This is a genomic window from Carnimonas nigrificans ATCC BAA-78 (genome assembly GCF_000526695.1).
GTDB lineage: Bacteria > Pseudomonadota > Gammaproteobacteria > Pseudomonadales > Halomonadaceae > Carnimonas > Carnimonas nigrificans.
Window position 1 is genome coordinate 17,231 of sequence record NZ_JAGO01000004.1, and the last position, 21,014, is coordinate 38,244.

Sequence of the window (21,014 nt, forward strand, 5' to 3'; positions counted from 1 at the left end):
ATGCCCACCGTTGGCGAAATACTTCCCAAACTGCTTGAAAAACACGGTTTCGATATCGTTTTTGGTATTCCAGGCGTGCATACGGTCGAGCTTTATCGTGGTTTACCAGATACTTCGCTTCAGCATATAACGCCTCGACATGAACAAGGGGCGGGCTTTATGGCGGATGGTTATGCCCGCGTCACTGGCAGGCCCGCAGCATGCTTTATTATTTCAGGGCCAGGCATGACCAATATTGCAACGGCCATGGGGCAGGCTTATGCAGATTCAATTCCCATGCTGGTCATTTCCAGTGTGCTAAATCGCAATGAGCTGGGCCTGGGCGAAGGCCGCCTGCACGAATTAAAGAATCAACAGGCACTGGTTTCAGGTGTCGCAGCCTTCAGCCATACCCTGATGTCGGCTGACGAATTGCCCGCTGTGCTGGATCGAGCTACCGCAGTTTTTCAGTCCTCGCGCCCTCGCCCGGTACATATTGAACTGCCATTGGATGTGATCGTCTCACCGGCTAATGAGCTGGCAGCGCACATAGGCACACCCCCGAAACGCCCCGCTCCGAATCCCGAAGATATTCTCTGTGCTGCGAATTGGCTGAAATCAGCACACTCTCCCCTGGTTATCCTGGGAGGAGGAAGCGTGCATGCTGCCAGTGAGGCGAAGCAAATGGTCGAGGCGCTGGGCGCTCCCGTGATACTGACGATAAACGCCAAAGGAGTTCTTCCTCCAGAACATCCATTGCTTGTCGGTTCGCTGCTCCCCCAGCCAGCCCTGCTGGATGCGTTGCGTGATGCCGATGTAGTGCTGGCGATTGGTACTGAGCTTGGTGAAACCGATACGTTGCTTTTCTCCAGCCGCCCCAGCATCGAAGGCCAACTGATTCGCGTTGACATAGATGCTCAGCAGCTTGCTCGCAATGCCCCCGCTTCACTTGGCATCGTCTCCGACGCAGCGACATTCTGCACGGCACTAGGTGCGCATTTGGATGGCGCGACGCCTTCATCATCCCGCGCAGCCGAGTTGAAACAGGCCGCCTTGCGCGATGTACCTTCACCCTACAAGACATATGGCCGAATAATGCAGCAGATTGCTGCCAAATGGCCCGATGTAGTGATTGCGGGAGACTCAACCCAGCCAGTCTATGGTGCCAACCTGACCTTTGATGCACCGTCACCCCGTAGCTGGTTCAACTCTTCCACCGGATTTGGAACGTTAGGATATGGACTGCCTGCCGCCATCGGCGCGAAACTGGCCGCCCCACACCGCCCGATAATCGGCCTGATTGGGGATGGGGGGATTCAATTTACATTACCGGAACTCGCCACTGCGGTTGAACAGCGGGTCTCCCTGCCGATCATCCTGTGGAACAACCACGGCTATGGTGAAATTAAAACTTATATGAAAGAGCGCTCCATTCCTCAAATCGGTGTGGATATTTATACCCCTGATTTCCAGATTCTGGCACAGGGGTTCGGTGCTCAGGCGACTCGTGCCGATAGTATGGAAGCATTGATGAGCGCACTTGAACATGCTTTCGCGGCCAATGGCCCTACCATCATAGAAATAGACGATGCCACCGCACAGGAATGGGAATTATAAGCAAATCATTCGATGGCAGGATTATTGAAATAATGATTCTGTCATGCAGCATATTAACCCTTTGGCTTTCATCATCAGCTCTCTCAGGTGAAAAGAGTTGGGAGTAGAGGCAGGGTTAATGTACTGGAAGGACACCCTGATACATATATCAATGACAAACATTAAATAGCACTCAAGGGATAATGAGAGGGACTATTACATGCCAATAACGAGAAGAGGGTTATTACTCGGTGGCGCAGCCGTAGCTGTAGCAGGAGGCGCAGGCATTCTTACCCCCATGCTCAGACGCGAAGGCCGTTGGGTGCCCGGAAGCCCCAGAAACGGGTATGTGGAGGGCACCGAGGGAAAACTCCCCAAACAAGCGGATGTGGTCATTGTAGGGGCTGGAATTTTAGGCATCATGACGGCCATTGAACTGGCTGAGCGTGGTTTGTCCCCAGTAATCGTTGAAAAGGGAAATATTGCTGGAGAGCAGTCGAGCCGCTTCTACGGCCAGGTAATGACGTACAAAAATCCCGATGAAATTTTCATGATGCACCATATCGGCAAGCAACGATGGCGCAAAATGAATGAAAAGGTCGGGGCTGATACAAGCTATCGCACTCAAGGCAGGGTAGAAGTACCGCTGGATGAAGAGGATCTGGAAAATACAAGAAAGTGGATTAACACCAAAAGTGCAGAACTCGGGTCTGATAACCCGTTCAACACCAGAATCATCCATGGAAATGAACTGGAACAGCGGCTACGCGGTGCTTCTTCAAATTGGACAATCGCAGGGTTTGAAGAGGATTCCGGGAGCCTGGATGCAGAAGTAGCAGCCTTCGTCATGGCAGAGTATGCCAAAAAAATTGGCATCCGAATCTACACTCAGTGTGCTGCAAGAGGAGTAGAAACGCAGGCAGGCAATATCTCTGATGTGGTCACTGAAAAAGGCGCGATCAGAACATCACAGGTGGTAGTAGCCGGAGGTTACTGGTCGAGGCTTTTCATGCAAAACCTGGGGGTTGATGTACCTACACTGCCCGCCTATCAGTCTCAGCAGCTTATCAGCGGCCCTCCCGGCGCTCCGGGTGGCAATGTGGCTCTCCCTGGGAACATTTTTTTCCGCGAGCAGGCTGATGGCACCTACGCGACCTCTCCCCGAGTCATCGTTGTACCTCTCGTGAAAGAGTCATTTATCTATGGCTATAAATACATACCGCTTATAACCGACCCTGATTTCCCAGTGCATATCGCTTTAAATAACCGGTTATTTACTACGTTGATGCAGCCACAAAGCTGGAAACTGGATGAGGTCACCCCCTTTGAAGAGCACAGGGATATGACGGCACTACCTGATCTACCTGCGCTTGAAGAATCACTGGAGACGCTCAAGGCCGAATTTCCTGCTTTCGAGAAGGCAGAGCTAATCGACAGATGGAGTGGCGCCATGTCTATTGCCCCGGATGAGCATCCTATTATTTCAAACGTTAAGGAATTACCGGGGCTGGTGCTCAACACGGCAACCTCCTGGGGAATGACAGAAAGCCCCGTATCTGCCGAAATCACGGCAGACCTGCTACTGGGAGAGACACCGCCTTTGGACGTGACGCCCTTTGATCTTTACAGGTTCTAGACGAAGCCTGATACGACCCGGTAATCCCTAGGCCCCCTAGCGATTGCTCGGTTGCAGAAGGGATTTCCCAACCATTTCCAAAGATCGGCCTGGAGCACATGGTCATGCGCCAGGCTTTGGCAGAGGCATCGCATCAGGGAATTTCAAGGCCAGACTGAGTCTTGTAGTGGGAACTGTTTCAAAACGATAGCGGTAGTTTTGCGGTGCGGCCGCCATCCACCACCATGACCTGCCCAGTAATGAAAAGCGATTCGTCCGAGCACAAAAAGGCTACCAGGCTGCCAATATCTTCTGGGGTGCCGAGTCTGCCCACCGGATGAAGGGCGAGTAGTCCATCGTGAGCCGCTGTCGGGTCGGGTTGGCTTTCGATATAAGCTCGGCTCAAGTCGGAATCAATCCAGCCGGGCGCCACACTGTTACAACGTATTCCGTAGCGCCCCAAATCCACGGCGAGCGCCTTGGTCATGCCGTGTATCGCTGACTTGGCGGTCGAGTATGCAATGTGCTGCGGATTGGCGGCGATGCCTTCTATCGAGCCAATATTGACGATGCTGGCATTGCGGTCGCGCATATGGGGCACAAGTGCTTTGGCGACAAAGGCAGGAGTGCGAACATTCAGGGCCATCATGCGGTCCCAGTCCGCTTCGGTCATGTCTTCCAGCTCGCACTCGAACATGATGCCAGCGTTATTGACGAGAATATCGACCCCCTGCCACTGTTCGAGCGCTTTTTGCACGATGGATTCGCCTGCCTGATGCTCCAGCAGATCCACCTGTAGCCCAATAACATTGTCATTTTCCTGCAACACTGAAGGTAGGGGCTGGCGTTGCGCTACCAATACGCTGGCCCCTGCTTTCAGTAGGCGCTGGGTGATCCCGAGTCCTATTCCACGACCACCACCGGTGACTATTGCCGTTTTATTCGTCAGATTCATGCGCTTGGGTCCATAGTAATGAAGGGCTCGAATGTGTATTGCAGGAGGCGCGCTGAGATGATCTTTTTCTGTTCATCAATCATGAAGTTATGGGCACTCAAGAAGATTGTTCAATTTGTCGCTGCCCCACTATCTGTTCATGGGACCGTTACATCACTCCTCTCGATCAACGTCAAGTAGCCCGTCACTGGCGTTTTACACAGCATCAGACCCTTACGTAGGCCGTACCATCGTTCAGTTGCTTGCCCAACAAAGCCTAAAGTCTAGCTGTAATCCCCTATCGACCTTCGTACATTAGTGCCGTAACTCACGGCACTGGAACCATGGCCGATCCAGTGACGTCACCAGCGAACCCAAAAACGTATCTCCTGTTGAGGGGCCTCACAATGATTACATTCATCATATCTATCCTGCTGTTGATAGTAGGCTACTTCACATACGGAAAGTTCGTGGAGCGTGTTTTTGTAACCGATCGCAAGCGCCGCACGCCTGCGTTCACCATGCGCGACAACATCGACTACCTGCCGATGAAAACCACGCGCAACTCGCTTATTCAGCTGCTGAACATCGCTGGCGTTGGGCCAATCTTTGGGCCAATCATGGGAGCGCTCTATGGCCCGATCGCATTCGTTTGGATCGTGGTCGGTTGTATCTTTGCTGGCGCAGTGCACGATTACCTTACCGGAATGATCTCGATCCGCAACCATGGCGCGCACTTGCCGCAGCTGGCGGGCAAGTTCCTCGGCAAGGCCATGAAGCACGTAGTCAATGGATTCGCTATTTTGCTGTTGCTGCTGGTAGGAACGGTTTTCGTCACATCACCGGCGTCGCTGCTTGCCAACATGACGCCCATCTCAATTACCCTGATCACGCTGGTGATTTTCGCCTACTACCTGGCGGCAACGCTACTGCCGATCGACAAGATCATTGGGCGCATCTACCCCTACTTCGGTGCGCTGCTGCTGTTTAGCGCGCTTGGTATTGGTCTCGGCATGGTCTTCACTGGTGCACCGATTCCAGAGCTTTCGTTTAAGAATATGCATCCTGACGGCGCACCGATCTTTCCGTTGCTCTTTTTGACCATCTCCTGCGGAGCAATCTCCGGTTTCCATGCCACACAGACGCCAATTATCTCGCGGACCACCGAGAATGAAGTCAACGGGCGCAAAATTTTCTACGGCATGATGATTACTGAAGGCGTGATCGCAATGATCTGGGCGGCGGCGGCAATGAGCCTGTTCCAGGGCGATCACACGCTCTCCGACGTTCTGGCGGCTGGCGGCCCGGCAGCGGTGGTCAGCGAAGTATCGACCTCCATACTCGGTGCCATTGGCGGTACGCTGGCGATTCTTGGCGTCATCGTCCTGCCGATTACCTCCGGTGACACCGCTTTCCGCAGTGCGCGCATGATTATTGCTGACTACCTGAACATTGATCAGCGCCAGCTAGCACGTCGTCTGCTGATCGCGGCACCACTGTTCGTGGTCTCCTATGCGCTGACACACATGGACTTCACGCTGCTGTGGCGCTACTTCTCATGGGCGAATCAGATGACAGCCGTGATCGCACTGTGGGTGGCCACCATGTATCTGGTACTGGCGCGCAAGCCTCATTTGATCACGTCCATTCCGGCGGTGTTCATGACCATGGCGACCTTCACCTACCTGGCCTACGCACCTATCGGCTTCGGGCTCTCACTACAAATGAGCTACGTCGTGGCAGCCATCGGCACGCTGCTCTGTATTGCGCTGTTCATGAAGCGCGTGCGCCGGCTGAGCGGCGGTATCTTCGCAGTAGATGAGCCGGAAGTACCCACAGCCTACAATGGCAAGCAAGGCTCTCCACTGGCGACAAGGGTGTAGAGGGTCTGGAACATCAGCCTTCTGTCACCTGACGAAATTCCCCTTTCTGCAATATCGGCAGGAAGGGGAATCTGTCTTTCCTGGTCAAAATGCTGCCCCGTAGATAACTCTTTCTTCGAGGATTGAGGAACCAGACGACTTGGGGCAGTTCGCGGCCAGAGCGCTGTTGTTACTCAAGATCAAAAACATCTCGGTTAATTCTGGCTGGTTGGCTTCTATTGGCACGGTGAAAGGCATCAGCGCACCGCCATTAAACGATTACTCACTGCGACTCGCCATCTCCGACCTGCTCCGACGGCAACAATCGCGTAGAATGCGCTCTCCGGCTTTGGACGCGGCGCACTGGTTGCCGACGTCCCGCCCTCATCATTCACATTATGGCGCTACGCGCGCCGCCATCAGCGGGAGAGCAGGATGAGCGTATCGGCCATGCCTACGCAGTCGTTAACGTCAACCAGCCAGGCCAGACGTGCTGCCATCGGCAGTTTCGTCGGCGCCGTGGTCGACTGGTATGACTTTCTACTCTACGGCATCATCGCCGCGCTGGTCTTCAACGCCCAGTTCTTTCCCAACGTTAGCCCCGCCACCGGCACATTGGCGGCACTGGCAACCTTTGGCGTGGGTTTTCTATTCCGCCCCCTGGGCGGGATCGTTTTCGGTCACTTTGGCGATCAGCTTGGACGCAAGCGTATGCTGATCCTGACCGTCGTTCTGATGGGAGGTGCCACGGCGCTGATCGGGCTGTTGCCTACCTACTCCACCATCGGCGTATGGGCACCGATTCTGCTGGTGCTCCTTCGTGCAATCCAGGGCTTCGCGGTAGGCGGAGAATGGGGCGGCGCAGCGCTGATGGCGATCGAAAGCGCGCCCCGCGGCAAGCGGGCCTTCTATTCAAGCGGTGTACAAGTGGGTTACGGGGTGGGCCTGCTGCTCGCCACCGGTAGCGTTTCGCTGCTGAGCCACTACCTTGATGATGCAGCGTTCAATAGCTGGGGCTGGCGGCTGCCGTTCCTGTTCAGCGTCGTGCTGGTGCTGATTGCGTTGAAAATTCGCTCCAGCATCGAGGAATCACCCGAGTTTCTCGAGACAGTAAAAACAGGCTGACGAGAAACCGGCCAAGCCGCCAATTATAGAAGCGCTGCGGCGTCATCCGAGCGCTTTCGTTACCATTATTGCCATGCGCCTGGCCGAACTCTTCACGATGTATATCGTGACCACCTTCGCGCTGAGCTATTCCACCGGTTATCTCGGGCTGTCGCGGGATCTATTCTTGCATATCGGCCTGCTGGTTGGTGCAATCAGCTGCGTTACCATCCCGCTGTTTGCCTTCCTCGCCGATACGCTCGGTCGCCGCCGCATCTACATGATCGGCGCCCTGATCGGCGCCGTTGCAGCCTTCCCCTTCTTCATGGCGCTACAGGCAGGTTCAGTTATCTGGATCGTGATCTTCGCCGTCGCGCTGACCAACCTCTCCCATGACATGGTGGTTTGCGTACAGCAGCCGATCTTCGCCGAACTGTTTGGTGCCGGCTATCGCTACAGCGGTGCTGGCGTCGGCTACCAGGTCGCGAGCGTGGTTGGCGGCGGCTTCACACCGTTCATTGCCGCTGCGCTGGTTGATCTTGCAAGCGGCAGCTGGGTTCCGGTGGCCGTCTATCTCGCCGGCGGATGCCTGCTATCGCTTGCCGGTGCAGCCTGGATGCTGCGCTCAAGAAAGGAGGTTTAGCGTAGTATTTACCGCCCTTGTTAGCGCTATGTGATTAACCGCGCGCCTGGAAAAGACTGCGTTTTACCCTGCTGCTCCTTCATCGCAACCTGTATTGCCTGAGCAATGCCTTCTGCGAGAGGGGGTAGCTAAATGGCCGATATGGGCTTACCGCCTCCCCTCTTGTTATTACCTTTCAATTTTTATTATCTTTCAGTATTGGCGTATGGATAGTGGCTGTTTTGAAACCCTATCATAGCGCTATTTGTAATTAACGAGAGGCCACATAAATGGGCGCCAATGGGTAATAGACAAGTACTTCGCAGCCTTCGGGGACACTAATATGTTCTACAGTACGCCCCTCTTCCAAACTGATGACCGATATACTGCCACTATTTTCATTGGCGACCAGGAAATACCGACCATCGGGAGTAAAAGCACCATCCAGAGGTTTATCCTGAACCTGGGCCGTAAAAAGATGGTGCAGATCCTTATCGTAAAAGCTGGCCACTGGCTCAAAATCCCCAATCACCGCCAATACTTCGCCATCGGAGCGAAAGCGTACCAATTGCCCGCCTTTGCGGTGCCCCACAATAGGTACGCGATCAAGTAGTTGCAGATGATCACGGTCTATTACGAACAGCTCCGGAGCATCACTGCTGGTAGCCACGACCCAGGGCCGGATAGGCGAGGTATCAATACCGTTCACACTCCCCGGTACAATGAGCGTCTTAATAACCTGCCCCTCAGTACCATTGAGGTCCACCTGACATAATGACTTGTCTTCTTCATTTTCAGTAATCAGCTGGTTACGCCCGGGGATAGTGGCGAGACGATGCACATTATCCGATCCCACATTTATATGACCTACCAGCGTATCGCTGTGCGGATCAATGGCAACGACAGCAGCGCTCTCTTCACAACAGCAATAGATCAATCCGTTAGCCCCCAGGCGAGCTGTATGAGGCCCTTTGAAAGGTGATACGTCAATCAGCTTGATTAACCGCTGCCGAGCAAGATCCACAACCGCTATATGATGCTCAGGATGCGGATTATCCCCATGGATGCCGTCGCCATATATAGGAACATATGCCTTGCCCTGTTGGGGCAATATCAAAAGCTCATGGGGTTTTGGGGGAAGGTCATCAATAACGTTACGAATCTCAAGTGTGGCAGGATCAAGGAACAGAATCCTGCCAGCAGACTTGTCTACCGCTATTAAGCCAAAGCCGGATACATTGCTTATCTGCATAATCCTTTCCTTCCTTGAGATATTTGAATCATTGAACGATTACAGGTGATACGCCGGCTGGCCCTTCACTCCTATCGCTGAATCCTTCTACCTTCTGATGTCTGTTTCTGAATATAAGCGATGTGATGCCCTCTGTGGAGCCATAAAAATAGCAGTAATCATGGCTATACCCTGGAGTACCCCAGAGGCTATTCCTGAAGAGGCCCAACCGCTGAATAGATGAATGATGTTGTATTCGACATGTAACCGTTGATAGTTGCAGTCATTCAGCTACTCGTTCACGGTTTTATCACAATCACGGGGGCTGAAAAGAGCAGGAGCAACCACAAGAACTATTATCGGTCAGCAGTATGTAATGGAGTCACGACGGTAACAAGGTTGGGCCTGGTGGGTTTAACCAGCCGTGCAAGACACCGACTATCCATGAATAGTGCCCGCAAATGGCGATTGTTTACGCTGCATGCGTTATGCCGCATGAAGAACGGGAGAGCCAGCAAGACGCTTAAGCAAAGAGAGAAGGGATGGTATAAGCGCGGTCAGGGAATTCACCGCAGCGCCAATAGGGAAAGAGCCAAAAACCAAAAACCCCGTAACTCATTGAGCTACGGGGTAAAATTCTGGTGCCGGCACGAGGAGTCGAACCCCGGACCTACTGATTACAAGTCAGTTGCTCTACCAACTGAGCTATGCCGGCTAAATCACACGCTATGAGTGCTAACCCGAGGGTTGGCTGGGGTAGCAGGATTCGAACCTGCGCATGTCGGCACCAAAAGCCGATGCCTTACCACTTGGCGATACCCCATCAAATAAGTGGTGGCCAGAGACGGAATCGAACCGCCGACACGGGGATTTTCAATCCCCTGCTCTACCAACTGAGCTATCTGGCCCCTTGCCAACGGATGCGTATTTAACCGGATACTTCCTGATAGGTCAAGCAGTTAAAAACTTTTTTTTACTCGACTGCATAAATTCATATCAACAGCGTGCCGCCAAAGGCTAGCCACGCCTGTCTACATGGGGCTTGCCGCTTATTCACTCGGCGGTACGTAGCCTTCTGCGCTGTCGGTAGGTTCGTTATCGAGAAAACGTTCGAGCTGCTCCATCAGATACTTGCGTGTCTCGGGATCAAGCAGATTAAGGTGCTTCTCGTTGATCAGCCGGGTTTGCAGCACTTGCCACTCTTCCCAGGCCTGTTTGGACACCGTTTCGTGAATACGCTGCCCCTTCGCGCCGGGAAGCGGCGGAAAGTCTAGCCCGGGCAGCTCTTTCTGGTACTTGCGACAAAATACAGTAGCCACTATTGATACTCTCGTTTAATCATCATTCGAACTGTTCACCCCACCATGAGGCCAGTGGGGAAACAACGCAAGGCAGGCTGCCCGGTTGTGCCGCGTTACGCGCTCACCAATTGCTGAAGCAGTTTCTTGACCGGCGCAGCAAGCCCCATCCCCATTAAGTCGGCGGGGTGAACCCAACGCTGGCGATTATCGGCAACACCGTGAGGAGGTATTGCCACACGCACAGGCACGGGGGTTATCTCCAAACGGAAATGGCTGAATACATGCACGAAGCTCGACCATGCCGCGCTACGCTCTGCGCGTGGCGCATAGGTGTCGAGCCAGTCGTCGATAGCACCATCATTGGCAAACTCGGGCAAACTCCAAAGGCCGCCCCAGATACCGCTATCAGGCCGTCGCTCCAGCAGCACTTCGCCATCATCGGTGGTCAGCATCAGCATTCGCGCCTGGCGGGTCGGTATCTGCTTCTTCGGTTTGGATTCAGGAAAGCGCGTTTCTTCGCTACGTGCGTGAGCCTCGCAGCGATCTTCAAGGGGGCACAGCAAGCATGCCGGTTTGGTACGAGTGCAAAGCGTGGCGCCAATATCCATCATCGCCTGCGTATAATCCCCCACCCGATCAGTCGGCGTATAACGCTCTGCTATCTCCCACAAGCCACGCTCCACTGCTGGCTTGCCAGGCCACCCTTCCACCGCGTGAAAGCGGGTCAGTACACGCTTGACGTTACCGTCAAGGATAGCTGCACGTCCGTTACCAGAAAGGCTGATAATCGCGCCAGCGGTAGAGCGCCCAATACCTGGCAAGTCGGTGAGCGCGGCGACGCTTTCAACCGGAAACTCTCCCCCATGCTCGTTGACCACTTGCTGCGCGGCGCGATGCAGGTTGCGCGCACGGGCGTAATATCCCAGCCCGGTCCATAGATGCAGTACGTCATCCAAGGGAGCTTCAGCAAGGGCGTATACGGTGGGAAAGTGCTGCATAAAGCGTTCGAAGTAGCCGATCACGGTGGCTACCTGTGTCTGTTGCAGCATGATTTCCGACACCCACACGCGGTAAGGAGTCTGTTGCTGCTGCCACGGCAGGTGCTTACGCCCGTGTTCATCAAACCAGGCCAGTACACGCGAAGAAAACTGCTGTGGCTCCAGCGCAGGGCGCGGGTGATTCGCTTCCCCGGGCTTCTTAGTGGTGCTTTGAATCAAGAAAGGCTCCTTTTGCGCTGTGCTGCTCTGCGCAACAGCCCATTGCTTTACGGTCGATTATCGCTAGAGGTTCATCACATGCACTTCATCTGATGAATAAGGCGTGAGCACTGCCGGCACGCGTGATTAAACAGTGCCGAATAATATCCCATGTGGTACCGTTAACCCCAGTCACGCGAGCGTTTGCACGGTGTATTGCCCTTGCTGTCGAGCAGGCTTCTACGCATCGTGGTTACTTACTCGTAAGCAACTTTCATCGCACTATCTTTTTAGTGAAGGCTGGCCCACCACGATCCCAGCCGGCAGCCAACTACCTGGAAAGCAGGACGCAATGACTGACCAAGCCAGCACTCTCGCCACTCCTCGCACCGCTACCGTTACCCGTGATACCGCTGAAACACGTATTCACCTCACCATTAATCTCGACGGTACTGGCAAGCTTGAGGTTCAAACCGGTGTTCCCTTCCTTGAGCACATGCTGGATCAGGTAGCGCGTCATGGTCAACTTGATCTTGCCATCAAGTGCGATGGCGATATTGAAGTCGATGACCACCACACGGTAGAGGATATCGGCATTGCGCTGGGACAGGCATTTCGTGAAGCACTCGGCGACAAGCGCGGCATTCAGCGCTACGGCCACGCCTATGTGCCGCTGGATGAAGCACTGTCGCGCGTGGTCATCGACTTCTCGGGGCGTCCCGGCTTTTACATGAACGCCGCCTTCACTCGCGCCACCATTGGTCGCTTCGATACCCAGCTGGTCAGCGAATTCTTTAACGGTTTTGCAAGCCATGCCGCTGCTACCCTGCATGTCGATAATCTGAAAGGCGAAAATGCTCACCATCAGGTCGAGACGATCTTCAAGGCATTTGGTCGCGCGGTGCGTCAGGCAGTTAGCCAGGATGAGCGCATGGCGGGCCGCATCGCCTCCACCAAAGGCACGCTGTAGGCAAGTCGGTAGAGTGCGCCATCTCACGCTTATGTACATGAGGTTTTCATGACCATTGCAGTCATCGACTACGGTATGGGTAACCTGCATTCCGTTGCCAAGGCTCTCGAACATCTCACCAGGGAAGCCGTTATCATTACGCGCACCCCTGACGACCTTCGTAATGCATCGCGGGTGATCCTGCCAGGGCAGGGTGCCATGCGTGACTGCATGGGCGAGCTTGAGCGCACCGAGCTGACCGGTATCGTGCAGGAGATGCTCGATGACGCCGACAAGCCATTGCTCGGTATTTGCGTGGGGCAGCAGATGCTGCAACAGCACAGCAAGGAGAACGGCGGCATTCCGTGCCTGAGCTACCTGAGCGGTGAGGTCAAACGTTTCCCTTCTGACATGCAGGAAGACGGTGAGCGCCTGAAGGTGCCCCACATGGGCTGGAACCACGTCACCCAGCACCATCAGCACCCGCTATGGGAAGGTATCCCCGACAACGAGCGCTTTTACTTCGTTCACAGCTATTACGTACAAGCCTCCAACGACGCTGATGTCTTCGGCACCGTGCGCTACGGTGATATCACTGCGCACGTAGCCACCGGTCGTGATGCCACCTTCGCTGTACAGTTTCACCCGGAAAAAAGCGCTGCCATGGGGCTGCAACTGCTCGCTAACTTTATTCGCTGGGCGCCCTGACAGCGGCACCTGGCCCGATAGGATGCTGCTGGCTCAGCAGACAGGAACGACAAGGTAACCGATATGCTGGTAATTCCCGCCATTGATCTAAAGGACGGGCACTGCGTGCGCCTGAAACAGGGCCGCATGGAGGACGCAACCAACTATGGCTCCGATCCCGTCGAGATGGCGAGCCGCTGGGTAGAGGCTGGCGCACGCCGTCTGCATCTTGTGGATCTCAACGGTGCCTTCGAGGGCAAACCGATCAACGGTGACGCTGTTACTGCCATTGCGCGTGCCTTCCCTGACCTGCCAATCCAGATCGGCGGTGGCATTCGCTCTCGCGAAACCATCCAGCACTATCTGGATGCTGGGGTGTCTTACGTCATTATCGGCACGCTGGCGGTCAAGAATCCCGATTTTGTCACTGAAATGTGCCGCGAATTTGCGGGCCACATTATTGTGGGGCTGGACGCTCGCGACGGTATGGTCGCCACCGACGGCTGGGCCGAAGTATCGGAAATTCAGGCGCTGACACTGGGCAAGCGTTTCGCCAACGACGGCGTAAGCGCCATCGTCTACACCGATATTGCTCGCGACGGCATGATGCAAGGGGTCAACGTCGAGGCGACGGTAGAGCTGGCGGAACACGCGGGCATACCGGTGATCGCATCAGGTGGTGTGACCAACGAAGATGATATCAAGGCATTGGCGGAAGTAGCGCCACGCGGCATCCTGGGCGCGATTACCGGACGCGCCATTTACGAAGGCAGCCTTGATCTTGCCAGCGCTCAACGTTTGAGTGACTCCATCGCCCCGCCTACCCGCTGATTCAGGAGCTTCGTCATGACGCTTGCCAAGCGCATTATTCCTTGCCTTGATGTCGATCAAGGGCGCGTTGTCAAAGGCGTTAACTTCGTTGGAATTCGCGATGCCGGTGATCCGGTGGAAGTTGCCAAGCGCTACAACGATCAGAACGCCGACGAAATTACCTTTCTCGACATTACCGCCAGCCATGAAGGGCGCGGCACAACGCTGGAAATGGTCAGCCGCATCGCGGGGGAAGTGTTTATCCCGCTGACCGTCGGCGGCGGTATTCGTAGCTGCGATGATATTCGTGCGCTGCTGAACGCTGGGGCCGACAAGGTGTCGATCAATACAGCGGCGGTGACTCACCCGGAATTTGTGCGGGAAGCCGCCGAACGCTTCGGCAATCAGTGCATTGTGGTCGCCATTGATGCCAAGCGTGTCTCGGAGGAAGGCGAAACGCCTCGCTGGGAAATCTTCACGCATGGTGGCCGCAAGCCCACAGGGCTTGATGCGGTGGAGTGGGCCAAAAAAATGGCCGAGCTGGGTGCAGGAGAGCTGCTGGTGACCAGCATGGATCGCGACGGCACCAAGATCGGTTTCGATATCGGCGTGACCCGCGCCATCAGTGATGCCGTTGATGTACCGGTTATTGCCTCAGGCGGCGTTGGCAATCTTGACCACTTGGTCGATGGCATCACGCAAGGGCATGCCGATGCGGTACTGGCCGCCAGCATTTTCCACTTCGGTGAATATTCGATTGATCAGGCCAAACAGCGCCTGGCCGAAGCCGGCATTGAGGTACGTCGCTAGCGTATAGCGGGAAGCAGCGTGGATCGGGGCTTGCGCATCATTTCATCTCTCTGTGCGATGAAACGCCATGAGAAAGCCTGAATGCCCCGACCTCACGAGAACATCTACTCTTCCAATGCAAGGCCGAGGTTACTGACACCATCGTTGGCGCCCAAACGCTTAAGCGCCTGGATTGTCTGCTTGACCGCCCCCTGCTCTTTCAGCAGCTCCATGATTTCACTCTGAAATTCCTGCTCATCGAGCTGTAATGCCTGAGCTTCTTCACTCTGTTCACCACGCAGTAGCGCCATCTCTTCCACTTCGCCACGGGAGAGGCGAGACAGTTCAACTACGGCTCCAGGGCGTTTGCCCACCGCTGCTTCCAGGCAAATACCCAGCGCCATGATGGCGTCACAGGCCATCTGTACCCCCAGGCTGGTGTCACCGCCTTCCAGCAGCTCCTCCAGTTCGGCTTCCAGCGGCAGCAATTTTTCGGCCTGAAGCTCGAAATTGATTTTCGCCGCAGGGGCCAGCAATTTCTCCCACACCAGCGCCATACTGCTATCTATCTGACGGCGGTTACCTTGCCCACTCACCTCACAGTACAACCGGTAGTTATGCAGCATCCGCTCGCACAGCGTTGCTGCGGCGGCAATGCTGGCACGCTCATCCAGTGACTCGAACGCCGCTTCCAGCGTATCGAAGAGATCCTTTTGCATATACAGATGCCCGCAAATATCCCATTAAACAAGAAAGTGGCCGGTTTCAGGGCCAGAAGAAGGCGGCGGGAACCCGAGCTCTTCCTTCAAGATTGATACCCTCGGCCTTGAGCAAGCGCTGTTGCTCAGCAGCGCCCGCGTGATCAGCCAATTTGCCGGACGCATTGATAACACGATGCCAGGGCAGCCCATGACCGTTTGGCAATTGCCGCATAGCGGTGCCTACCATGCGCGCCGTGGCACCTTCTGTCATCGCAGCGATACGCCCATAGCTGGTCACCCGGCCTTCCGGTACACGCGCCACGATAGTAAAAATCTGTGCTTTCAGCTCAGGAGACATCTTTTGCTCCCGTAAACGCCACCGCGCTATCGCTGTACAAAAACATTTGATAAAACAAAAAGGCAGCTACCCTTAACACCGTATGAGCAAGATCAGCGCACCTTGTCAGGCTTACCCTGCGCTCGTCAGACAAGGATACCCCACCTATTATCACGGCGGGAGTTGGCACCATGCACATTTATTTTTTGCAGCACCATCCAGACCATGGCCCGGGCCGTTTTGCAGATTGGCTGACCGGAATGGGCCATAGCTTCAATACCTGCCACCTTTATGAGAATGAAATTCCGCCCAAACCCAGCGATTTCGATGCGCTGGTGGTACTGGATGGCCCCGACAGCGCCCTTGATGACACGCCTTACCTGCATATCAAACGCGAACGCAAGCTCATTCAGCGTGTGCTGAACAGTGCCAAACCGCTTATGGGCATCGGCTACGGCGGCTGCCTGATAGCGCAAGAGATGGGCGCACTGGTATCAACGGGCAGTTATCCCGAATTCGGCTGGAGCAGTGTGCGCAAGGCACCTGACTGTCCGCTGAATTTACCGGAGACCTTTGACGTATTTCATTGGCATAAGGAAATTTTCGGGCTACCGCAAGGAGCACTTCCCATCGGGAGCACACGCATCGCACCGCTCCAGGGGTTTTGCTGGGATTCCGAACGGGTTATCAGCCTGCTCTTCCATATCGAAATCACCGCTACCGCCGCACTCGCCATTACCGAAAGCACCATGGTCTATGCTGGTGTCGACGATGACACCGACTCCCCTGCTGCCATTCAAGTCGATATCAAAGCCGACCGTCGCTTTGATCGGCTTGCCCCTTTGCTTGATCGCATCATGCTGCAATGGCTGCGCCTCTGAACATGCGTTGTTTGACCTGGATAAGTTAAAAATCCCTCGGGCGTATTTCACGACCGAGGGATGGGTGTAATAGGAAGCCGATCTTTACCGCCGATACTGCTGCGCTCTACTCAATACGGCACAGCCATACTTCTACCTGTAACGTTTTACAGCGCAGCCAGTGCATCCGTCAGCTTATCGACACTGATAATCTGCATTCCTTCGGGGGCCTGTTTGGGGGCGTTAGCGCTAGGGACGATGGCCTTGGTAAACCCGTGCTTGGCGGCTTCTACGATACGGCTCTGACCGCTCGGCACCGGGCGAATTTCACCCGACAGCCCCACTTCACCAAATACGACCAGTTCGCGCGGCAGCGGCTGGTTGCGCAAACTCGATACAATCGCCAGCAATACGGCGAGATCGGCGCTGGTTTCCAGCACTTTTACCCCACCTACCACGTTGACAAAGACATCCTGATCGCCGCTGAAAAGCCCACCGTGCTTATGCAGTACCGCCAGCAGCATCGCCAGTCGCTGGCCGTCCATCCCCACAGCAACACGACGCGGGTTGCTCATCTGCGACTCATCCAGCAGTGCCTGCACTTCCACCAGCAAGGGCCGAGTCCCTTCCCAGACCACCATCACCACACTGCCTGCGGCTTGTTCTTCACTGCGGGTAAGGAAGATGGCACTGGGATTCTTGACCTCCTTAAGACCATGCTCAAGCATCGCGAACACGCCCAGCTCATTAACGGCGCCAAAACGGTTCTTTTGCCCCCGCAAGGTACGAAAGCGCGAATCGCCACTGCCTTCCAGCAGCAAAGAGGCGTCGATCATATGCTCAAGCACCTTGGGGCCAGCGAGCGTGCCATCCTTGGTCACATGCCCTACCAGCAGCAGCACGGTGCTGCTCTGCTTGGCGAAGCGCGTCAGTGCCGCTGAAGATTCACGCACCTGCGCCACACCACCCGGTGCCGAGGAGATATCCTCAAGGTGCATGGTTTGGATAGAGTCGATAATCAGAATATCAGGGCGTTCACGCTCGCAAGTCGCCAGAATCGTTTCAATACTGGTTTCCGCCAGCATGTGCAGACCTTGGGTAGGCAAATGCAAACGATGGGCACGCATGGCAACCTGCGACAGTGACTCCTCCCCCGTGACATAGAGCACTTTCTTTTGCTGAGCGAGCTTGCAGGCAGTTTGCAGCAGCAGCGTCGATTTACCGGCACCGGGATTACCGCCCAGCAGCACCGCCGAGCCTGGCACTAAACCGCCCCCCAATACGCGGTCGAATTCGCTGAAGGTTGAGGAAAAACGCGGTACTTCGGCCAGATCAACACTTGAGAGATCAACCACTTCACTGGAAGCGCTGCCCGCGTACCCCTGGCGTCCGGTCTGGCTGCCACCTGAGCGAGAGGGAGAAGAGAGTCGCACTTCGCTCAGGGTATTCCATTCACGGCAACTGCTGCATTGCCCCTGCCATTTGGAATACTCGGCACCGCACTCAGTGCAGACAAACGCGGATTTGGGTTTGGCCATAACAACTCTCTTGATAAACACCTGACGTAGCGCAGCCCCGCACCCGAGGCAAAAAGGCAACGGGGGCAAGGGCGCAGTGAGTTTCGCAGTGAAGGGGCGATTTTTAATGCAGAGGATTTAACCCTACTGGCGTTTCAGGCGCAGCGCATTGCCGTTTTCGAAACGATGAAGATCGGGCTTAATCAGCTCCAGGGTATTTTCATCCACCCGCAGGAAATAGTATTCACGCTGGTCGTTACCCTGGGAAGGAGTCAACTGGATCACTTTAGCGCTTTTATTCTCGGGTGTGCCCGAGAGCGCTCCCCAGGAGCCTTCATAGTGCTCGTCAGGCGGATTTTGGGGGTGATTCTTGTAACTCGCCTCCATCGTAAAGACGTGGTCGGCCACGGATGCGGTGCTGTTATCGCCTTCAAGCGTCAGGGTGGTGTCGATACCAGTACAACTACGGCAGGGGAACGTCCCTTTGAAGGTTTCTGTTTCAGGGGCACTGGTCTCGTTTTTCTGGATCGCTTGCTGGTCCGAGCCATCGTTTTCCTGATGGCCTACGCAGCCTGCCAGCAGCAATGCTACAGCGGCAGTTACCGTTAGATTCCTTAACATCATGAGGTGCTCCTTGCTCCCGGTCATTATGGGTAAATGCGATACAGCCGTTAGCATGATTTCACTGAGCATCGCCTGCACAGGCGATAACGTCACAATAGCATACCGCTCATCTATCAGCAGAGTGTATCGAGTTGTCACTGGAGATGTCTTGCGCAGACCATCGCCACGCGCGATTATGAGGGTTTTGATGCGAACCTGCGGAGCCTATCTTTCCCATGAGCACGTTCTGGAGCCCAGCGGTACACGAGCTGACCCCCTATGTTCCCGGAGAACAGCCACGCCAGCGCTTGGTAAAACTGAATACCAACGAAAACCCGTACCCGCCGGCACCCGCTGTTACCGACGTGCTGCGCCACTTCGATAGCGATAGCTTACGGCTCTACCCCGACCCAAGCTCTGATGAGCTGCGTGCAGCGTTAGCACAGCAGTACGGCGTCGCGCCTGAGCAAGTGTTTGTCGGTAATGGCTCTGATGAAGTACTGGCGCTGGCTTTTATGGCCTTTTTCCGCCAGCAAGCGCCCCTTTACATGCCTGATATCAGCTACAGCTTCTATCCCGTGTACTGCGAGCTATATAGCGTCGAGCGGCGCACGCTTCCTCTTGATAGCCAATGGCGTGTTGATCTGGGTGCTTTCCCGCAGGATAACGGCGGCATTATTTTCGCCAATCCCAATGCTCCTACCGGCCATGCGCACCCCAGGGCGGCAATTCAGCGCTTGCTTGAACGGCAGCAGCATTCCGTCGTACTGGTAGATGAAGCCTATGTGGATTTCGGTGCTGAAAGCTGCGTGCCGCTGATTGAGAGCCACCCGAATCTGCTGGTGTGCGGCACCTTCTCAAAGTCACGCAGTTTGGCAGGGCTTAGGCTCGGCTTCGCTATTGGGTCGCGTGAGCTGATTGAGGGTCTGGAGCGCGTGAAAAATTCCTTCAACTCCTACCCTATTGATCGTCTCGCTTCCGCCTGTGCGATTGCTTCACTCGCCGATCAACTTTACTTCGAGCGCAACGTGAATGCGGTCATCAACACCCGTACATGGACAACCGAGGCGCTTGAAGCGCGCGGCTTCGAGGTACTGCCTTCCCACAGTAATTTCGTTTTTGCTCGTCCAACGAAAATGAAAGGCGCAGCGTTATTTGATGGCTTGCGTGAAAAAGGCATCGTGGTACGCCACTTCACGGCTGAGAAACTGGCTCCTTTTCTACGTATCTCAATCGGCACCGATGAGGAAATGCAGCAGCTTATCGACGCGATAGATGAACTCCAGCCATGAGTAACGCGTTCCCTGAGCTTACCGGTATTCACCATGTCGCGCTGATTACCGCCGATTATGCCGCGTCACGCCGCTTCTACATCGAAATATTAGGCGCACAGGTCATCGACGAAACCTGGCGGGCAGAGCGTGAGAGTTACAAGCTGGATCTGCGTTTACCGGGCGGTGCTCAGTTGGAACTATTTTCATTTCCCTCTCCTCCGCCGCGCGTGGATAACCCCGAAGCGTGCGGCCTTCGTCACATTGCATTCGGCTGCTCCGATATTGCGGCAGCTATTGAAAGGCTGACAACACTTGGGGTTCCCTCCGAGCCGGTACGGGTTGATCCGCTCACCGGTAAGCGATTTACCTTCGTGAAAGACCCGGACGGCACGCCCATTGAGTTTTACGAAGTGGCGTGAGGGGAGAATTGGGGAGCGTTTGCTCAACGGGAGAGTGCATTACGTATAAGGTGACCGGGCCACAATCCTTACGACCTCCCCCCTACCTCAAAGGCACTGGCTTTTCCGAACACGGCCTATGGCTGTCCGTTAGCGCGGCTCCTATACAGACAGCATCTGTATTCCTGCTCCTGATAATGCTCTGATACAGTACAAACAGGGTGCCGGTATGTGCCCCTTCCTCCGCCACCGAGTCCCAGGCGCTGTGTCCGCACTAGCCGCAGTCAACCTCGAACACCCTTCTCGTCGTTTCTTCCGCCCAAGAAAAAACCCCGGCCAGCGATGCTGATCGGGGTTTTAAAATAAATGCCTGACGATGACCTACTCTCACATGGGGAATCCCCACACTACCATCGGCGCTAAGCGGTTTCACTTCTGAGTTCGGCATGGGATCAGGTGGTGCCCGCTTGCTAAGGTCGTCAGGCAAAACTGGTGTCGTTACCCGCAGACAGAGACTGTCGTTCCCTTAGAGGGTGCGGCCAACAACGAATTCGGTAAATCATGCTGAGCGAGAAACGTCTCACCGTATCCGGTGTCTGTCGCTTTCATCGGCTTAACCTAACCACTTGGGGTTATATGGTCAAGCCTC

At 55.1% G+C, this 21,014-nt stretch carries 20 protein-coding genes, 3 tRNA genes and 1 rRNA gene; 12 read left to right on the top strand and 12 right to left on the bottom strand.

Annotation, left to right across the window (positions count from 1 at the left end):
- The gene (locus L881_RS0100915; protein ID WP_025731856.1) at positions 1-1,596 is read left to right on the top strand and encodes a 5-guanidino-2-oxopentanoate decarboxylase; all 1,596 of its coding nucleotides are present in this window, start codon (positions 1-3) and stop codon (positions 1,594-1,596) included.
- 199 nt (positions 1,597-1,795) lie between these two features.
- Positions 1,796-3,211 (top strand): NAD(P)/FAD-dependent oxidoreductase, encoded by a 1,416-nt coding sequence (locus L881_RS0100920; protein WP_025731857.1) that lies wholly within the window; start codon positions 1,796-1,798, stop codon positions 3,209-3,211.
- Positions 3,212-3,389: 178 nt separating this feature from the next.
- Here the strand turns inward: L881_RS0100920 and L881_RS0100925 are convergent, their stop codons facing one another.
- Positions 3,390-4,145: an SDR family NAD(P)-dependent oxidoreductase gene (locus L881_RS0100925; RefSeq protein ID WP_025731858.1), complete on the bottom strand. Its 756-nt coding sequence runs from the start codon at positions 4,143-4,145 to the stop codon at positions 3,390-3,392.
- Between the two features lie 386 nt (positions 4,146-4,531).
- On the opposite strand from L881_RS0100925, the gene L881_RS0100935 reads away from it, so the two are divergent.
- From L881_RS0100935 to L881_RS13875, 3 genes are all read left to right on the top strand, one after another.
- On the top strand, positions 4,532-6,007 hold the full coding sequence (locus L881_RS0100935) for a carbon starvation CstA family protein (RefSeq protein ID WP_025731859.1): 1,476 nt from the start codon (positions 4,532-4,534) through the stop codon (positions 6,005-6,007).
- Positions 6,008-6,421: 414 nt separating this feature from the next.
- Positions 6,422-7,111, top strand: a complete 690-nt coding sequence (locus tag L881_RS13870; protein WP_211238869.1) for an MFS transporter — start codon at positions 6,422-6,424, stop codon at positions 7,109-7,111.
- Between the two features lie 34 nt (positions 7,112-7,145).
- Positions 7,146-7,733 carry an MFS transporter gene (locus L881_RS13875; protein WP_281172163.1) on the top strand — a complete coding sequence of 196 codons (588 nt, stop codon included), beginning with the start codon at positions 7,146-7,148 and terminating at the stop codon, positions 7,731-7,733.
- A 250-nt stretch (positions 7,734-7,983) separates the two neighbouring features.
- On the opposite strand, the gene L881_RS0100945 is transcribed toward L881_RS13875, so the two are convergent.
- The 6 genes from L881_RS0100945 to mutY all read right to left on the bottom strand — a co-directional run bounded on the left by L881_RS0100945 (position 7,984) and on the right by mutY (position 11,461).
- Positions 7,984-8,964, bottom strand: coding sequence for a YncE family protein (locus tag L881_RS0100945; RefSeq protein ID WP_034578077.1), 981 nt, complete (start codon positions 8,962-8,964; stop codon positions 7,984-7,986).
- A gap of 618 nt (positions 8,965-9,582) precedes the next feature.
- A tRNA-Thr gene (locus L881_RS0100950) sits at positions 9,583-9,658 on the bottom strand.
- Between the two features lie 33 nt (positions 9,659-9,691).
- Positions 9,692-9,766 (bottom strand) — tRNA-Gln (locus L881_RS0100955).
- A 9-nt stretch (positions 9,767-9,775) separates the two neighbouring features.
- A tRNA-Phe gene (locus L881_RS0100960) sits at positions 9,776-9,851 on the bottom strand.
- 141 nt (positions 9,852-9,992) lie between these two features.
- Positions 9,993-10,265, bottom strand: coding sequence for an oxidative damage protection protein (locus L881_RS0100965; protein ID WP_034578078.1), 273 nt, complete (start codon positions 10,263-10,265; stop codon positions 9,993-9,995).
- A gap of 92 nt (positions 10,266-10,357) precedes the next feature.
- Positions 10,358-11,461, bottom strand: a complete 1,104-nt coding sequence (gene mutY, locus L881_RS0100970) for an A/G-specific adenine glycosylase (protein ID WP_025731862.1) — start codon at positions 11,459-11,461, stop codon at positions 10,358-10,360.
- Positions 11,462-11,792: 331 nt separating this feature from the next.
- Between mutY and hisB the strand changes: the two genes are divergently transcribed.
- From hisB to hisF, 4 genes are all read left to right on the top strand, one after another.
- Entirely contained in the window at positions 11,793-12,410 is a 618-nt protein-coding gene (gene hisB, locus L881_RS0100975) for an imidazoleglycerol-phosphate dehydratase HisB (protein WP_025731863.1), read from the top strand.
- Between the two features lie 48 nt (positions 12,411-12,458).
- Positions 12,459-13,097 carry an imidazole glycerol phosphate synthase subunit HisH gene (hisH, locus tag L881_RS0100980; RefSeq protein WP_025731864.1) on the top strand — a complete coding sequence of 213 codons (639 nt, stop codon included), beginning with the start codon at positions 12,459-12,461 and terminating at the stop codon, positions 13,095-13,097.
- Positions 13,098-13,160: 63 nt separating this feature from the next.
- Entirely contained in the window at positions 13,161-13,907 is a 747-nt protein-coding gene (gene hisA, locus L881_RS0100985; protein ID WP_025731865.1) for a 1-(5-phosphoribosyl)-5-[(5-phosphoribosylamino)methylideneamino]imidazole-4-carboxamide isomerase, read from the top strand.
- Between the two features lie 15 nt (positions 13,908-13,922).
- Complete coding sequence (gene hisF / locus L881_RS0100990) at positions 13,923-14,696, top strand: imidazole glycerol phosphate synthase subunit HisF (RefSeq protein WP_025731866.1); 774 nt, start codon at positions 13,923-13,925, stop codon at positions 14,694-14,696.
- Between the two features lie 104 nt (positions 14,697-14,800).
- Here hisF and L881_RS0100995 read toward each other — a convergent pair whose 3' ends face one another.
- Both L881_RS0100995 and L881_RS0101000 read right to left on the bottom strand, forming a co-directional pair.
- Positions 14,801-15,394 carry a DUF416 family protein gene (locus L881_RS0100995; RefSeq protein ID WP_025731867.1) on the bottom strand — a complete coding sequence of 198 codons (594 nt, stop codon included), beginning with the start codon at positions 15,392-15,394 and terminating at the stop codon, positions 14,801-14,803.
- 46 nt (positions 15,395-15,440) lie between these two features.
- Positions 15,441-15,734, bottom strand: coding sequence for an MGMT family protein (locus L881_RS0101000; RefSeq protein WP_025731868.1), 294 nt, complete (start codon positions 15,732-15,734; stop codon positions 15,441-15,443).
- 170 nt (positions 15,735-15,904) lie between these two features.
- On the opposite strand from L881_RS0101000, the gene L881_RS0101005 reads away from it, so the two are divergent.
- Positions 15,905-16,594 carry a type 1 glutamine amidotransferase gene (locus tag L881_RS0101005; RefSeq protein WP_025731869.1) on the top strand — a complete coding sequence of 230 codons (690 nt, stop codon included), beginning with the start codon at positions 15,905-15,907 and terminating at the stop codon, positions 16,592-16,594.
- Between the two features lie 146 nt (positions 16,595-16,740).
- On the opposite strand, the gene radA is transcribed toward L881_RS0101005, so the two are convergent.
- Both radA and L881_RS0101015 read right to left on the bottom strand, forming a co-directional pair.
- Positions 16,741-18,111, bottom strand: a complete 1,371-nt coding sequence (radA, locus tag L881_RS0101010) for a DNA repair protein RadA (protein WP_025731870.1) — start codon at positions 18,109-18,111, stop codon at positions 16,741-16,743.
- A gap of 123 nt (positions 18,112-18,234) precedes the next feature.
- Positions 18,235-18,714 (bottom strand): copper resistance protein NlpE N-terminal domain-containing protein, encoded by a 480-nt coding sequence (locus L881_RS0101015; protein WP_025731871.1) that lies wholly within the window; start codon positions 18,712-18,714, stop codon positions 18,235-18,237.
- A gap of 215 nt (positions 18,715-18,929) precedes the next feature.
- Between L881_RS0101015 and hisC the strand changes: the two genes are divergently transcribed.
- Positions 18,930-19,985 (top strand): histidinol-phosphate transaminase, encoded by a 1,056-nt coding sequence (gene hisC / locus L881_RS0101020; RefSeq protein WP_025731872.1) that lies wholly within the window; start codon positions 18,930-18,932, stop codon positions 19,983-19,985.
- Positions 19,982-20,386 (top strand): SMU1112c/YaeR family gloxylase I-like metalloprotein, encoded by a 405-nt coding sequence (gene gloA2 / locus L881_RS0101025; RefSeq protein ID WP_025731873.1) that lies wholly within the window; start codon positions 19,982-19,984, stop codon positions 20,384-20,386. The genes hisC and gloA2 overlap by 4 nt, the downstream gene beginning before the upstream one ends.
- A 347-nt stretch (positions 20,387-20,733) precedes the next feature.
- Here gloA2 and rrf read toward each other — a convergent pair.
- Positions 20,734-20,849: ribosomal RNA gene (gene rrf, locus L881_RS0101030) — 5S ribosomal RNA — on the bottom strand.
- Between the last annotated feature and the right edge of the window lie 165 nt (positions 20,850-21,014).